Origin of the sequence: Roseofilum acuticapitatum BLCC-M154, from assembly GCF_030068475.1 — a bacterium.
Taxonomy (GTDB): Bacteria; Cyanobacteriota; Cyanobacteriia; order Cyanobacteriales; family Desertifilaceae; genus Roseofilum; species Roseofilum acuticapitatum.
Genome location: NZ_JAQOSP010000066.1, coordinates 93,135 through 108,317 on the forward strand (window position 1 = coordinate 93,135; position 15,183 = coordinate 108,317).

Annotated in this window: 13 protein-coding genes; 8 read left to right on the forward strand and 5 right to left on the reverse strand. The window is 44.6% G+C overall.

Features of this window, described 5'->3' with window-relative positions; translation table 11 throughout:
• Positions 1 to 13: 13 nt before the first annotated feature.
• Together PMG71_RS10000 and PMG71_RS10005 are read right to left on the reverse strand one after the other, a co-directional pair.
• On the reverse strand, positions 14 to 1,267 hold the full coding sequence (locus PMG71_RS10000) for a hypothetical protein (RefSeq protein ID WP_283753528.1): 1,254 nt from the start codon (positions 1,265 to 1,267) through the stop codon (positions 14 to 16).
• Positions 1,268 to 1,392: 125 nt separating this feature from the next.
• Positions 1,393 to 4,968, reverse strand: coding sequence for an EAL domain-containing protein (locus PMG71_RS10005; protein WP_283753529.1), 3,576 nt, complete (start codon positions 4,966 to 4,968; stop codon positions 1,393 to 1,395).
• A 252-nt stretch (positions 4,969 to 5,220) separates the two neighbouring features.
• Here PMG71_RS10005 and PMG71_RS10010 point away from each other — a divergent pair, with 252 nt between their 5' ends.
• Complete coding sequence (locus tag PMG71_RS10010) at positions 5,221 to 5,667, forward strand: hypothetical protein (protein WP_283753530.1); 447 nt, start codon at positions 5,221 to 5,223, stop codon at positions 5,665 to 5,667.
• On the opposite strand, the gene PMG71_RS10015 is transcribed toward PMG71_RS10010, so the two are convergent.
• The 3 genes from PMG71_RS10015 to upp form a co-directional block, all read right to left on the reverse strand.
• Positions 5,664 to 5,948, reverse strand: coding sequence for a YggT family protein (locus tag PMG71_RS10015; protein WP_283753531.1), 285 nt, complete (start codon positions 5,946 to 5,948; stop codon positions 5,664 to 5,666). The two genes, PMG71_RS10010 and PMG71_RS10015, sit on opposite strands and share 4 nt — an antisense overlap.
• A gap of 143 nt (positions 5,949 to 6,091) precedes the next feature.
• Positions 6,092 to 6,400 carry a ssl2009 family thylakoid membrane protein gene (locus PMG71_RS10020; protein WP_283753532.1) on the reverse strand — a complete coding sequence of 103 codons (309 nt, stop codon included), beginning with the start codon at positions 6,398 to 6,400 and terminating at the stop codon, positions 6,092 to 6,094.
• An 83-nt stretch (positions 6,401 to 6,483) separates the two neighbouring features.
• The gene (upp, locus tag PMG71_RS10025) at positions 6,484 to 7,134 is read right to left on the reverse strand and encodes a uracil phosphoribosyltransferase (RefSeq protein WP_283753533.1); all 651 of its coding nucleotides are present in this window, start codon (positions 7,132 to 7,134) and stop codon (positions 6,484 to 6,486) included.
• Between the two features lie 78 nt (positions 7,135 to 7,212).
• On the opposite strand from upp, the gene crtH reads away from it, so the two are divergent.
• The 7 genes from crtH (at position 7,213) to PMG71_RS10060 (ending at position 15,030) form a co-directional block, all read left to right on the forward strand.
• Positions 7,213 to 8,724, forward strand: coding sequence for a carotenoid isomerase (gene crtH, locus PMG71_RS10030; RefSeq protein ID WP_283753534.1), 1,512 nt, complete (start codon positions 7,213 to 7,215; stop codon positions 8,722 to 8,724).
• A gap of 71 nt (positions 8,725 to 8,795) precedes the next feature.
• Positions 8,796 to 10,661, forward strand: coding sequence for a tetratricopeptide repeat protein (locus PMG71_RS10035; RefSeq protein ID WP_283753535.1), 1,866 nt, complete (start codon positions 8,796 to 8,798; stop codon positions 10,659 to 10,661).
• A gap of 36 nt (positions 10,662 to 10,697) precedes the next feature.
• Positions 10,698 to 11,735 carry an ABC transporter substrate-binding protein gene (locus tag PMG71_RS10040; protein ID WP_283753536.1) on the forward strand — a complete coding sequence of 346 codons (1,038 nt, stop codon included), beginning with the start codon at positions 10,698 to 10,700 and terminating at the stop codon, positions 11,733 to 11,735.
• 18 nt (positions 11,736 to 11,753) lie between these two features.
• Complete coding sequence (locus PMG71_RS10045) at positions 11,754 to 12,536, forward strand: ABC transporter ATP-binding protein (protein WP_283753537.1); 783 nt, start codon at positions 11,754 to 11,756, stop codon at positions 12,534 to 12,536.
• Between the two features lie 74 nt (positions 12,537 to 12,610).
• A complete protein-coding gene (locus PMG71_RS10050) occupies positions 12,611 to 13,411 on the forward strand; it encodes an ABC transporter permease (protein ID WP_283753538.1) in 801 nt (266 codons plus the stop codon).
• Positions 13,412 to 13,654: 243 nt separating this feature from the next.
• A complete protein-coding gene (locus PMG71_RS10055; RefSeq protein ID WP_283753539.1) occupies positions 13,655 to 13,852 on the forward strand; it encodes a hypothetical protein in 198 nt (65 codons plus the stop codon).
• Between the two features lie 128 nt (positions 13,853 to 13,980).
• A complete protein-coding gene (locus PMG71_RS10060) occupies positions 13,981 to 15,030 on the forward strand; it encodes a PEP-CTERM sorting domain-containing protein (protein WP_283753540.1) in 1,050 nt (349 codons plus the stop codon).
• Positions 15,031 to 15,183 lie beyond the last annotated feature (153 nt).

Consider the following 15,183-nt stretch of genomic DNA (forward strand, 5'->3'; position numbering starts at 1 on the left):
CTATCATACTGTGCTATAGCTTATCACTTTTAAGGGACTCCGATCCATTTTTGTGATTTTGATCCTCCCCATCTGGGGATTGAATTTCCTTTTCAGGAGAGATAGATTTTTGCGGAGCAGCTTGGGGTATAGGTCTTTTTTTGTTGACTTGAAACTGGACTAACAACTCTAGATCTTTGAGCGATTTCTCAGCTTTCTCTACTTTATCAACCAAAGAAGTCGCCACTTGACTTCCGGTTTGGGCGAATTCAGTAAACTCTTGAATTCTTTGGCGAAATCGATTAGCAACCCGTTTCATTTGTTGCCCCGCTTCAAAGGTTTGGGTTACCAGTTGACTGATTTCTGAACTAACGCTACTAAATCCTCTCATTTCTGAACTCATTTGATTGGCAATGATTGCCAATTGTACTGCTAGGTGACGCACCTGTTGACTCACTCTTTCAATCAGTTTTGACGTTTCATCAATGGTTTTGAGTTCTTCTTCTAGCAAGTCTCCTGTTTTGACAATTTTATCCGTTTGATTACAAATGACACTCACTCCCGAAGAGGTGGCGCGAAAGGCTCGTTTACCCGATTGGGATAAAATTTTGCCAATTTGAATAAATCGATGATTCAAATCAGCAACTTCTTCATTTTTGCGGACTAATTCCTGTTGCTGCAATTCCAGGAGTTGGTTGCGTTCATGGATCGTGGCAAGCTGATCTTCAAGGAGTCTGGAGTAGGCCTCTACTTTCTGATGTTCCCGCTCTAGCTTAATCGTATTTCTTTGTCCTTCAATTTGTTTATTTTCAATTTGCCGGTTTAAATCAGATAAAATTTGAGACTGGGCCAGAATCAGGGTTTGAAAATCCAACAAAAAGTAAGCCGATATTCCCGGTACACTGGCTTCTTGAAAAACGACAACAATCGGTTCATAAATGACTTTAGAATCGCGGGATAGGGCAATATTAACGGCTGTACCAATTTTTTCAGTATAGGAAAGTTGTAAACACTTTCCTTGAATTTTCATGTTATTCAAAAAAAATTGAATCGGAGTTATTAATATTTTTTCTGTGCCGTAGCTTTCACTTAAGTGTTCATAAAATAAACGGCGAGAAATCATGCCCAGAAACCGTTGAGGACTAGCAACAATCACACCGGTAAGATCGGGACGTTGATCGAACTGATTTAAGACAACTTGAGTCAAGGTTGTCGGACTGACTTGAAAATCCTGGAGATTTAAGTCAAGTAAACAGGAATTCAGGGTGAGTTGAGCAGAATGGCTCATGGGTGGATAGGGATGGAGTGTTCAGCACTAACCTTACTTGGAGCAGACACAAGCAAAATAATCCCGTTGGGGTTGTGTTTAATATACTCTGTCATCCGGTGGTTTTGGTAGGGGGGTAGGCATCATTAGACCACAGAGCAACCACAAGATGACCAATTGATGGCTTGCTGAAAATTAGGATCTTTGAGTAAGGTGGTGGCTAATGAGGAGATGAGGGGTCGAGAAAAGAGATAGCCTTGTCCATATTCGCAGCCAAGCTGTTGCAATTTGCAGCATTGAGCTGGGGTTTCAATCCCTTCACACACCAATTGTGCCCCTAGGTTATGGGCTAGGGTGATGATGGTTTGGGCGATCGCCTCCTTACTGGTATCGGTTTCAATCCCATCTACAAAGGCTCGGTCAATTTTAATCATATCTAGGGGCAGTTGGTGTAAGCGACTGAGGGAGGAATATCCCGTGCCAAAATCATCAATGGACAGTTGCACGCCTAATGCTTTGAGTTCATGTAAGATGGAGGCATCAAATTGGGAGGTTTCCAGAAAGCTGGTCTCGGTAATCTCTAAGTTTAAGCACTGACCGGGAATTTGGTGCGATCGCAATAATTTTTCAATTTGCTCCACCAAATTAACCTGTTTCAGTTGCAATAAAGACAAATTCACATTCAACACCACATTTAACCCTTGGGGAATCTCCGATCGCCATTGCTCCAATTGACAGCAGCTTTGCTTTAAGACCCACCACCCCAAGGTGCTAATTAAGCCAATTTCCTCCGCTACGGGAATAAATTCCCCTGGTGAAATCCACCCTTTCTTAGAATGCTGCCATCTCAACAACACCTCAAAGCCCTTTAAACCCCCCGTCTTCAAAGAGATCACCGGTTGATAGCATAGGGATAACTCTTCTAACTCTAGGGCACGAGTGAGATCGTGTTCTAACTGCAATCGAGCTAAGGCACGGGGATGCATCACTTTTTCAAAGCAAACAAACTGATTACCTCCTTGTCCTTTAGCCTGATACATCGCCAAATCCGCATCTCGTAAAAGCTCTTCCGGTGAATGATAATCCTGATGACCCAAGGTAATACCAATACTTGCCCCCAAGGAAAACTCATAATCTCCCATGCGAAAGGGAGTACGCATTAAGGAGACTAACCGTTCTGCGGTGGCGATCGCATCTTGAGGATCGTTGAGTGCCGTTAATAAGACCGCAAATTCATCCCCTCCAAATCGGGCTAAAGTATCTTTCGGAACATTTCTATCTAAATTACAGTATGGCCCCGCATGAATCCCACTCAAAGAGGTTTGCAATCTCTGAGCCACCTGTTTTAATAAATCATCGCCGACCAAATGCCCCAAACTATCATTAATAATCTTAAACCGGTCTAAATCAATAAATAAAATCGCATATAAACCCGTCTCTTTCTGTTGATAGATATGGATCACCTGCTCCAGATGATCGATAAACCAAGCCCGATTTTTTAAGCCCGTAAGTTTATCATGGTAGGCATCATAATGGAGTTGCTCCTCTGCATGACGACGGGCGGTAATATCTTCTACTGTTCCCTCATAATAGAGAACTTTTTCATCCCGATCTAAAACTGCTCTTTGAGTCTCTGAAATCCAAATTATTTTACCATCTTTTCGATAAACTTCAGATTCAAAATCATAAACAATTCCCTGTTTCTGGGTCAGTTCTTTAATCTTTTGGCGACGATTTGGGTCAACATAAAGTTGCTTCTCAATATCAGTTAAAGACTCAATTAAAGACTCTGGACTATCATATCCATAAAGATGGGCGAGAAAAGCATTAGCACTTAAATATCCCCCTTCTGGGGTACTTTGAAAAATTCCTTGACTAATGTTCTCAAATATGCTTCTATATTTTAACTCACTTTCGCGCAGGGCAAATTCTGCTTCTTGGCGTTTGATTTCCTGCTGATGGGCACTAATAAAGCGAGAAATATCCTTAGCCATTAACTCAATCATTTCACGATCCGCTTGGGTAAAGGGTGGATCGTGTACTTCTGAAGAGAGGAAACTGAGAATACCATAAATTTTATCTTCCACTATAATTGGCGTGCCTAAGTAAGATTCTAAATGTAAATTTTTGTAGGGAGGACATTCTCGCAGTTGGGGATGTTCGTCAATATGGCTGCAACTAATGGTTTGTTCATGATAAACCACTTGTGAACAGTAAGTATCGGATAGATTAAAACACATTCCCGGTTGGAGTTTGGGGAAGTCACTTTGAACAAACTCTAGGCAAATAATTTCTTGATTAAGGTTAGCAATAAATCCTGTCGTCAGTCCAAAAAGTTCACATCCGGCCTGTAAGTAAGTGGCGAATAGTTCCTCAAAATCATTATAGTTACGGGTACTCAGACGATGGAGATATTTGAGCCGGGTACTAAATTCAGAAAGTTTTTCGGCTTGCTGGTAACGTTCGTTTAAATCTAAATCAACACAGTATAGTTCCGGTTCTCCTTGGGCATTGTAAAGGAGAACATGACTAGAGAAGATACGGATAGATTCCTGGGAACTATTTTTCACAATTAATTCCCCTGGATTTATAGGAATTCCTTGGTTAATCCAGCGATCGTAACCTTGGCGTAAATAGTTGGCTGTTTGTGGAGAAAGAATCAGCTCTTCTAAGTTTTTTCCGATCGCCTCTTCCGCCTTGTATCCGTATAAATCATCACTGGCTTTATTCCAGAAAAACACCTTGAGATCCCGGTCATATCCCTGCACCGGAATTAAAGGCACTTCTTCAAACAAACGCCGAAATCGTTGTTCACTTTCCCTTACACTGACTTCAGTTTGAGAGCGTTCAATGGCAATTCCTGCTAACCGGGTAGCAGACTCCATCAGTTTTTGATGCTGCTCTGTAGGCAAACCCGGAGAACGAGCATAAAAGCAAAATGTGCCTAAAACTTGCTGTTGCAACGACAGGATCGGAATTGACCAAGCCGCATGTAAGCCATAACATAAGGCTAGATCTCTATACTCGCTCCATAGGGGGTCAGTCGCAATATTTTCTACAATTACCGGTTCCTTACGATAGGCGGATGTACCACAAGATCCCGACAATTCGCAAATGGGTACGCCTTCAACGGCTTGGTTATAGTCGGGGTCTAAATGGGGTGCTGCACCCAAGGTTAAACAATTTTTTTGCGGGTCTACGAGTAGAATTGAGCCTAAGAGTTCTGGAGCTTGGCTTTCTAAAGCACTAATCAGTAAGCTGAGAGTTTCCGAGAGGGGGGCATTTTTGGCGATCGCCTCTAAAACCTGTTTTTGCCCATTTAACCACAGCTCATTATATTTGCGATCGCTAATTTCCGTAATCGTTCCCATTAAGCGATCGGAACAATTCTTCTGATTCTTAAACACCGTTGCGCGATCGACCACCCAAATATATTGGCCATCACTGCGACGCATACGCAACTCTAATTCATAACTCTTTCCCGTTTCTAACGCTGAATAAATCGTTTTCTGATGCTGGTTTCGATCCTCTGGGTGAATCAGAGATTTGACCATCTCGAAATTGCATTGGATACTCTGAGGATTTAGACCGAGTAGCTTATAAAGTTGATCGTTCCAGATCACTTCATCAGGTTCCCTATCCCAGATCCAAACCCCGTCGGTGGTGCTTTCCATCATCAAACGTAACTGAGCTTCTTCAATTTCTGTCTGGATTGGCTTCATTCCCCCGTCATCCTCATGATTCCCCCATAGATCTCTATGGCTTAACAGAGTCTTGTCACTTAAAGATAATTAGTTTACCTCTTCAACCAACCGAATCCCATAGTTATTTTGACTATAACTTAAAAAACCCTTCAGAGCATTCAGCAAAAGTAGGGGCAACAACCTTTTCACCCTCACTTCACCCTTGGGCCCGATCCACAATTCAGGGTAAGCTGAAAGATCAAATAGATAACATCAATAACCGATAAACCTATGCGATCGCCTTCTCTACTTCGTTCTGTGCAACTCGCTCTCGTAGCACTGCTCCTCATCCTAACCTCTTGGAGCATCGCCCCCGATGCCTTCGCCCTCACCCAAATCCAACTCTCCGATCTCTCCTACGAAACCTGCCCTCCAGAAATGGGCGAAGGAGCAGTTACCAGTGGGGGTTTCTCTCAACCCGCTAACTGCTTTCTCATCCATGGAAAAGCCACCAACCCCACTGGAAAAACGGTTTATGATGCCGATATTTTTGGTCGCGTCTATGATGCCAACCGCAACCCAGTCATGCAAAATCGAACTCGTTTGGGACTCATTGAAGAAGTCCCACCGGGAGTCAGTGACTTTGAACTGAGAATCTCAGTATCCGCCGATCAACCAACTCCCCTGATTCTAGAGCAATTCAAGGCTGCGGGTTTTGGGGGTCGAGTTCGCCGCTAAAAGCCAAACGATCCTTGGGCAAAGGAAACCTGAAGACTCGTAAACAGACTGGTTAAAAATTGGAGCAAGAAAATTGCCAAAATCGGCGAAAAGTCTAATCCTCCCAAGGGCGGAATAATCGACCGGAAAATATTCAGATAGGGATCGGTAAGCTGACTGAGCAGGGAAAATGGGGGGTCGAACCAGTTGATACTGGGGAACCAACTCAATAAAACTCGAATAATGAGTAAGACAAAGTAAATTTGACAAAATGTCGCTAGGGTGCTTGCAAGCAAGTACATAGGGATTCTATTCCTCAAAGATTTATACGATCGCTTGTCTTCTAATGTACCGGATCGCTTCCCCGAAGTGGCAGGGCAATTCCCGAACTGGTTGAAGGAGATGGGGGATGGGGAGATGGGGGAGATTCCCTATTCCCCATTCCCTATTCTCCATTTTCAGAAGAAACCTTATTCATGTTTCCGAGTTGGTCGCGCACATCGTCAATAGTTTCATTGAGTTGGGCGATTTTGTTTTCTAGGCTACGACGGGCGGCTTCAATTTCGGCATCAGCCCTGAAATCGAGATCGCTGTTTTTGAGTTGATTGGGAGCATTGCCGTTTAAAAATTCATCCGAGTCCAGGCTGTCATTGCGGCGATTGGCTAGGGTTGCCCCTAAAATACCGCCGATAACCCCCCCGACTAAGGAGCCGAGTAAAAATCCAGTGGAAAAATTGTTATTAGATTGACTCATATGCTTAGGTGAGGTGAAGCTTTATTTCTAGGTTAACGGTTATGGGGGATGAATGAGGAATTTTCTCGCAGTCGGTTTTGAGATTAGGTTCCAAAGGTGCGATCGCCCGCATCTCCTAAGCCGGGTACAATAAATCCTTGGGAGTTCAGTTCCGGGTCAATACAAGCGGTATACACCTTCAGAGCCGGATAATTTTCATTCAGCTTTTGCAGAGCTGGAGGCGCAGCCACCACCGAGACAATCCGGACAAACTGCGGATCGATTCCCCGTTGAGTGAGTTCCTGCAACGCTAAGGTAATGCTCCCTCCAGTCGCTAACATCGGTTCTGGAATTAAAATCCGGGTTTCAGGGGTGAACTCTGAGGGCAGTTTGTTTAGGTAACAACTCGGTTCTAGGGTTTCTTCATCACGAGCCAGACCCAGATGATACACTTTCGCTAAAGGCAGTAGGGCTTGAGAGCCTTCGAGCAGTGCCAAACCTGCCCGTAAGATGGGAACCACGGCTACGGGAATTTCTGGATTAACGAGAGTCGCTTCACAAGGGGCTAGAGGCGTTTCTAGGGTAGTTTGGAAGGTGGGTAACCAGTCTCGAACCGCTTCATAGGTGAGCCAGCGTCCGAGTTCTGTCATCGCTGTGCGAAAGAGAGCGCTAGGGGTGTGGCGATCGCGAGCAACCGCCAACCAATGTTGAATCAGGGGATGGGGAGGGACATGAACGTGCAGTTGAAAAGTCATGGATGTGTGAGGATAAACCAAACAATAGTTTACAATTTAAAGGTTGGACTTCTAAATATTTATTTCGCTTCCTAAGTCATGCCTGCTCAGTCTTCTTCCCCTGATTATGATGTCATTGTGATTGGTTCCGGTATTGGTGGACTCGTCACCGCCACCCAACTCGCTGCTAAAGGCGCTCAAGTTTTAGTGTTGGAAAGTTATTTAATTCCAGGGGGAAGTGCGGGCTATTTCGAGCGCAATGGCTATCGGTTTGATGTGGGAGCCTCGATGATTTTTGGCTTCGGAAAACAGGGAACGACCAATTTGCTCACCCGCGCCCTGAATGCAGTAGACATGAGTTTAGATACTTATCCCGATCCGGTACAAATCCATTATCATTTGCCAGGGGGCTTAGAGCTGAAAGTCCATCGGGAGTATGAGGCATTTATTCAGGAATTGAGCGATCGCTTCCCCCATGAACGAGAAGGTATCCGTAAATTCTATGATGAATGTTGGCGTGTGTTTAATTGCCTCAATGCCATGGAATTGCTCTCTCTAGAAGAACCGCGATATTTAATGCGCGTCTTTTTCCAAAATCCCTTGGCTTGTTTGGGTTTGGTCAAATATCTACCGCAAAATGTGGGGCAAATTGCTCGCCGGTATATCCACGATCCTCAACTGCTCAAATTTATCGACATTGAATGCTATTGTTGGTCAGTTGTCCCCGCCGAACTCACCCCCATGATTAACGCCGGAATGGTCTTTTCCGATCGCCATTATGGAGGCATTAACTATCCCAAAGGCGGAGTCGGACAAATTGCCCAAAAACTCGTCGAAGGACTAGAGAAAAAAGGCAGCACCATTCTCTACAAATCCAGAGTTAAACAAATTCTCCTCGAAAAAAACAAAGCGGTGGGCGTAGAATTAGTCAATGGACAACGCTACACCGCTCGCCGCGTCGTCTCCAATGCCACTCGCTGGAATACCTTTGAATCCCTACTGCCCTCCGAAACCCTACCCCCAGCCGAACAAAGTTGGCAAGAACGCTATCAAAAATCCCCCAGTTTTGTTAGCCTCCATTTAGGCGTTAAAGCATCTGTTTTACCCGAAGGCACAGAATGCCACCATATTTTGCTTGAAGACTGGGAGAAAATGGAAGCCTCCCATGGTACAATTTTTGTCTCCATTCCCACCTTACTCGATCCAAATTTAGCCCCTCCCGGTTATCATATTATCCACACCTTTACCCCCAGTTGGATCGACCAATGGCAAGGATTAACCCCGAAAAAATATGAAGCTCAAAAAGAGGAAATTGCGAACCAAATCATTAACCGCTTAGAAGCTATTTTTCCTGGATTAGGACAGGGATTAGACTATGAGGAAGTGGGCACACCCCGCACCCATCGCCGCTTCCTCAATCGCCAAGATGGAACCTATGGCCCGATTCCGAAACGCAAGTTGTTAGGATTAGTTGGAATGCCTTTTAATCGTACCAGTATCCCTGGATTATATTGTGTTGGGGATAGCACTTTTCCTGGACAAGGCTTAAATGCAGTTGCCTTTTCTGGATTTGCTTGCGCTCACCGCATAGCGGTAGATTTGGGATTGTAGCCCTCATCCCCCAACCCCTTCTCCCACAGGAGAAGGGGAGTAGAAGTCCCTATCAAGAACCTAAAGAAAAAATGCCTGCACCAGATCCAGAAAACTTATCTTTAAGCGATCGCTATTCTGCATTTATCCAGCAAATTGTTACCGATACTCTGAAGGGAAAGATTGGCTCAAAAGAGTATGTTTATCGGCAATTGGTAATACAGCTACAAGCAGAACCGGGTACGGGGGAGATTTTTGAACGATGTTTAATGGAGCAAATCAGGCGGGCTGAAAATCAAATGGAGTCTGCACCAGATGAGTTAAAGCAAGCCAAAGCCCAGCGTCAAGTGAGAGCGCTTCGCACTTTGGAAGAAGGATGGAATCGATACCAAGAGACTCAAAGGACGCAAAATGCATGTAGTGATGCGGTTGCTCAATTAATCAATGCCGATGAGGGCGATCGCCTCTTGGTTCTCCTAGAACTTCTCGATCGCAACCAAACTCAAGCTTTGAGCAGCAAAGAAATAATATCCTTAGCCAAAGAACTAGAGCAACTGGGAGACTCCGATGGCGATCGCCAGATGGTGGCTGAACTTCACACTCTAGCAGCAGGGCTGAAACAAGGTTTGTCGGTGTACAGCGCTCTGGACTTATTGGGATGGTTATACGAAAAGTCTCAATTGGGATTTGCCTCCACAACAGATACCCATAATCCTTGGGCTTATTGGGCAAAACAGATGAGCCGTCCATTACCCAAACGCTTTTTCAGCGAACAATCCCAGAATCAATCTGCCCTCTCTCTCGCTCAAGAACAAACCCATTTAGATTTAAGTGCTTGGGTAGAATTAATGGTTCTATTGCAAGGCATCCAAGAGGGTTTAGTGAGCTGGTTTGATCAACAACCCTATAATATTAAGGCGGGCAATGATGCGGCGGCTTCAACTTTCCTCACCTTTGCTATTATCTGGTGCGAATTAAGCAGTGGATTTCATCAAGCCGAGCAACTTTTACCAGGCGATCGCGATCGCTTGGGTAATGCTTGTTTTCAAATTGCCCTGCAAATTTTGCGCTCTTTTGCCCAACGGGATAATTTTCCCCTCTATGGTGGGGTATTTGCCTCCTTTACGGGTAAAACCTTTCGGGAAACCATTGCTTATCTCGATCGCCCCCTGAAAACCCTAGAGAAAACCCAGGAGAAGGCACGTATTCTTACCGTATTGGGCTATTCTCAGCAATGGATGGGGCATCGCGATCGCGCCCTTATTTTACATGAAGAAGCCCTCAATTTAGCCCGTCAAGACGGCGATCGCCATTGTGAAGTCGCTAACTTAAACCATTTGAGTCGCTTGCAGCTCAGTCAAGGAGAGTTTCTAGCGGCGATCGATCTCGGACAACGCGCCCTCTTATTTTCCCGTCAGATCGGCGATCCATTAGGGGAGATTAATGCGATCGCCAATTTGGGCTATGCCCAAGTTCGTCAAGCTCAACAACAAGAACATATCGACATCTCGGAAATTGAATCCTGTATAGAAAGACTCCAACGAGCCATCACACGATTAGAAAAACATCCCGATTTTCCATCAGCCGTCTTTTGTACTTTAGCCATGGGAATTGCCTATTTAATCCTAGATCAGAGCAATAATGCCCAATCCTATTTAGAACAAAGTCTAGCCCTATCGATTCAATTAGGAAACTTAGAATTAGAAGGCTTAAGTCATGCCAATCTCGGCGAAGTCAACTATCAACTCGGTCAACTTCCCTTAGCTGTACTGCACACCTGCCTAGGAATGTATTTATTAGAGCAAAAAAATAGTGCAGAACACAAACAAGTTGCCAATTTAGCCGCGATTTTAAAAGGAAAATTAGGAGCAGAAGCCTTTAAAAACATTTTACAAGAACAGCGATCGCAAATCATCTCTAGAATTGGTATAGATGGATTTGATTATATAATCGAATAAAATAATTTAGATTCTTCTACTCAAACAATCCCTAAAATGAACAAAAATACCCCTATTTCTCGGCGAAATTTTCTACATATCAGTTCCTTCGGATTAGGTAGTAGTCTATTATCAACATCCTCAGCTCCCTCAACTCAATTAAAATCCTTAGACCCCATAAAACTCGCCCTTGACTGGAAAGCAGAAGGCGAATATGGAGGATTTTACCAAGCATTAGCCACTGGAATTTATCAAGATCATGGCTTAGATGTAACGATCCGCCCCGTCAATCCCCAAACCAATAATACCCAGCTCCTCCTAGGGGGTGTAGTAGACTTTAGCATAGGCGCTTCATTAAATAGTTTCAAAGCCATAGAGCAGAACATTCCTCTGGTTACTGTCGCCGCAATGTTTCAGAAAAATATTCAAATTCTGTTAACCCATCCAGGAGTGGGAAATGAATCTCTCGCTGACTTACAAGGAAAACCCATTTTTATTTCGGCTGCCGCCAGATTTACTTATTGGCCCATTCTCAAACAAAAATATGGATTTACAGATAATCAAATTCGTCCCTATAATTCTAATATGGCTCCGTTTTTAGCAGATAAAAATTCTGCCCAACAAGGAATTTTAACCTCGGAACCCTATAGTATTGAAAAACAAGGAGGCTTTAAGCCAGTTATCCATCTCTTGGCAGATGCGGGTTATAATCCCTATTCTTTTACCATTAAGACGACTCAAAACTTTGCCAATCATCATCCAGATTTAGTCCATCGGTTTCTGGATGCTTCCATTCGGGGATGGTATAGCTATTTAGATAATCCCCAACCCGGTTATCAGTTGATCAAGCAAGATAATCCAGATATCGATGATGATTTGTTAAATTATAGTTTCCATCAATTAAAAGAATATAACTTGATGACTTTAGGAGAGGCAAAAACATTAGGGATTGGCGCAATGACAGATGAACGTTGGCAGGCTTTTTTCCAGTCTACAGTTGATTTTGGAATGGTAGATCCTGGGGTAGATTATCATCAAGCCTATACCCTAAAATTTGTGAATAAGGGAGTTGACTATTATCAACAGTCGGTTTAACCAGGTAAGGATGGCTTTATGGATATCAAAAAACCGATTATTACCCTAGAAAATGTAGGCAAACGTTTCGATCAAGAAAATTGGGCGATCGCCGATCTCAATCTTAACATCTATCCCGCAGAGATTATCAGCCTCGTCGGGCCGTCAGGATGCGGCAAAAGTACCCTACTGCGGCTCATTTCCGGCTTGACTTCCCTGAGTTCTGGGACGCTACACTGGGAAAAATCGAGTCAGAATCAGCAATTTGCATTTGTGTTTCAAGATGCAGCTTTAATGCCTTGGGCCAAGGTTTGGCATAATGTTTACTTACCGCTTAAACTGGCAGGTGTGTCGAAGAAAAATGCCCAGGATAAGATTCAAGAAACTCTGGAATTAGTGAAATTATCACAAGTGGCTCAATCCTATCCCCGACAACTTTCAGGAGGGATGAAAATGCGGGTTTCTATTGCTAGGGCGCTGGTGAATAATCCCGAAGTGTTATTAATGGATGAGCCGTTTGGAGCCTTAGATGATATTACCCGTACTCAGTTAAATGATGAACTATTAAATTTGTGGAGCAAAAAACAGTGGACAATTGTGTTTGTTACCCATAATATCTATGAAGCGGTTTATTTATCCCATCGAGTGGTGGTGATGGGAACTGCTCCCGGACGCATTGTTGCTGAAATTGCCATTGATGAACCCTATCCCCGCAATCCGAATTTTCGGGGAGCGATCGCCTATACTGAGTATTATCAACAAGTCGCCACTGCCCTATCCCAAGCTATAGTCGATGGCAACGACAATGAGACCCATTTTTAATTTTTAATTGATACAACGACCAAGACCCATTTTTAATTTTTAATTTTTAATTTTTAATTTTTAATTGATACATCATGCCAGAATTGCGCCGTCTGTTTTCCCTGGAAACCCTCGCCCCCCTCGCTCTGGGAATACTCGTACTTTCCGTTTGGGAGGTCTCCGTATCCCTCACCCATACCCCTAGCTATATCCTTCCGGGGCCGATTCTGATTCTCAAAACCCTCATTGCAGATGGCTCAATTCTCCTTCCTGCCATGTTAGTAACCTTCAAAATTACCCTCGTAGCCTTTCTGGTCGCCATCATTTCTGGGGTATCCCTAGCGATGATTATGGCACAGAGTAAGTGGATTGAAAAAAGTCTCTATCCCTACGCGATTATACTGCAAACCCTTCCCATGGCGGCGATCGCTCCCCTCATCATCATTTGGCTGCGTAATAATACCTTTGCCGCCCTCGTCATCTGTGCCTGGATTATCGCCTTCTTTCCCATCGTCTCCAACACCACCTTCGGCCTCAATAGTTTAGACCCTAACCTCAAAGACCTCTTCAAACTCTACAGAGCCTCCCCATGGCAAACCCTACTCTATCTCAGACTCCCCAGCGCCCTCCCCTACTTCTTCACCGGATTACGCATTAGCGGCGGACTCGCCCTAATTGGCGCTGTCGTTGCCGAAATTGTCGCCGGTACAGGGGGCGCTAATTCCGGACTCGCCTACCAAATTCTCCTGGCCAGTTATAACCTGCAAATTCCCCGTATGTTTGCCGCATTATTACTGATTAGTATCTTGGGCATTTTAATCTTTATCGTCTTAAACCGTTTATCCAGCCTGAGCCTAGGGCAATGGCATGAAAGTTCAACCTCCCTAGACCGCTAAACTCCGTAATTATCCAGGACAACTCTTAAGAAAAAATTAAAAATCAGCGAAAATACTGGATATTTCTCCGGGAAATTGCCAGAATATAATATTACTAGGACATAAGTGTAAAAGCTCAATATCTATCCATTTTTCCATGAAATCTTCCATAAAATCCGTGCTTGAAGGGCTTGGAGAAATGCATAGGATCGCTAGACACGACGATAGCAATGGTGCAGTTCATCTTTTGGGAGTATCGAGATTATGATTCGCGAAGTCGTTCAACAAGCCCTCTCTACCGGATACCTGAGCTTGGCCGATGAGGAGCATCTACGGTCACTGATGCTCAAACCCTATGGTTTAGAAGATCTTCAAGCCTTCTGGAAATTACAGAGGGCCACCATGGAAGGGTATGTCAAACAAGAATCCCGTGAGATGAGACAAACCTGCTTAGTCGGTTAAGAATACGCAAATCTTCAAGAAAACTCAATCTTGGGGTTGCCAATCTCCGGAAAACTACGGAATTATAGGGTAGATCCCTCTAGATTTCTAGAAATCTGTGTCCCTTAGCGAAACGTTGCACCACGATCATGAAGAAAAATCATCTGTTGCTTGGGTTAGCATCTCCCCTGACTGTGAGCCTAATCCTAACCGCATTTACCACTGTCCTTTCTGAGTCTGCCCATGCTGCCACCTTGACCGGTCAGAAATGGGATGGTTCATTGACTAGCTTGACCTGGGATGAGAGCAACGCGGTAACCGGGGGGTCGATCATAGAGGGAAGTCTGAATTCTTGGGGAGCAGGCTTGAGTGGAGTTTTGAGTAGTAGCCAAACGGTGGGAGGCATTCTCGGCCAAGGATCGGGAACTTTTGTCGATTTGGGACAAAATGGGAATGTTGGCATTATTGAATTAGACTGGGGCGGTAATCTCCTCGCCAATGAAGAGGGCGATGACCTGGTGGTTTATGAAAATGGGGGGGTTGGAGAGCCGGAAGCCTTTGCCGTTTCGGTTCGCAAAGCTGGAGAAACGGATTTTAGTGAGTATCTCTATCAATTTAGCGATCATTTCTCTCAGCAGTATGAAGTGTTTGCTACTGTATTTGATTTAAGTTTATTTGGTTTAGGCTTAGGAGATGCTATTGATGCTATTCGGATTCGTAATTTTGCTCGCAATGATTTAGTTACAGGGGGTGATGGTCAAGGATTTCTCGGTGGTGGTAATACGGCTTTAACCTATGCTGGAGGGAGTGATTTTGATCTAAATACTAAGCTGGATGCTGATATTACTTATGTGGCGGGACTAAATAATGTGTTTGCTGCACCCACACCCGCACCCACACCCGCACCCGCACCCGCACCCGCACCAGTACCAGTACCCGCACCAGCACCCACACCAGCACCAGCACCAGCACCAGTACCCGTACCCGCACCCACACCAGCACCCGCACCAGTACCCGCACCAGCACCAGCACCAGCACCAGTACCCGCACCAGCACCAGTACCCGCACCGACACCTACACCCTCTACTCCACCGGCCTATGAAAATCCATCTAAGGTTCCTGAACCTTCTGCCCTTCTGGGTTTAGTAGGGGTGGCATTGATGGGTTTAGGAACCCGTATCAGAGGGCGTAAGCCTTAGTTGGGTTTTGAAATGATATCAAGTCCGGTTTCCGCAAGCGGACATGAAAATTTGTTAAGAAGCGGGCAAGATGCCCGCACTCCTCGAATTCTTTGATATGACTGGAGTGGGAGCATCTTGCTCCCTGGATTTTTAATTAGGGTATTTCCGCTT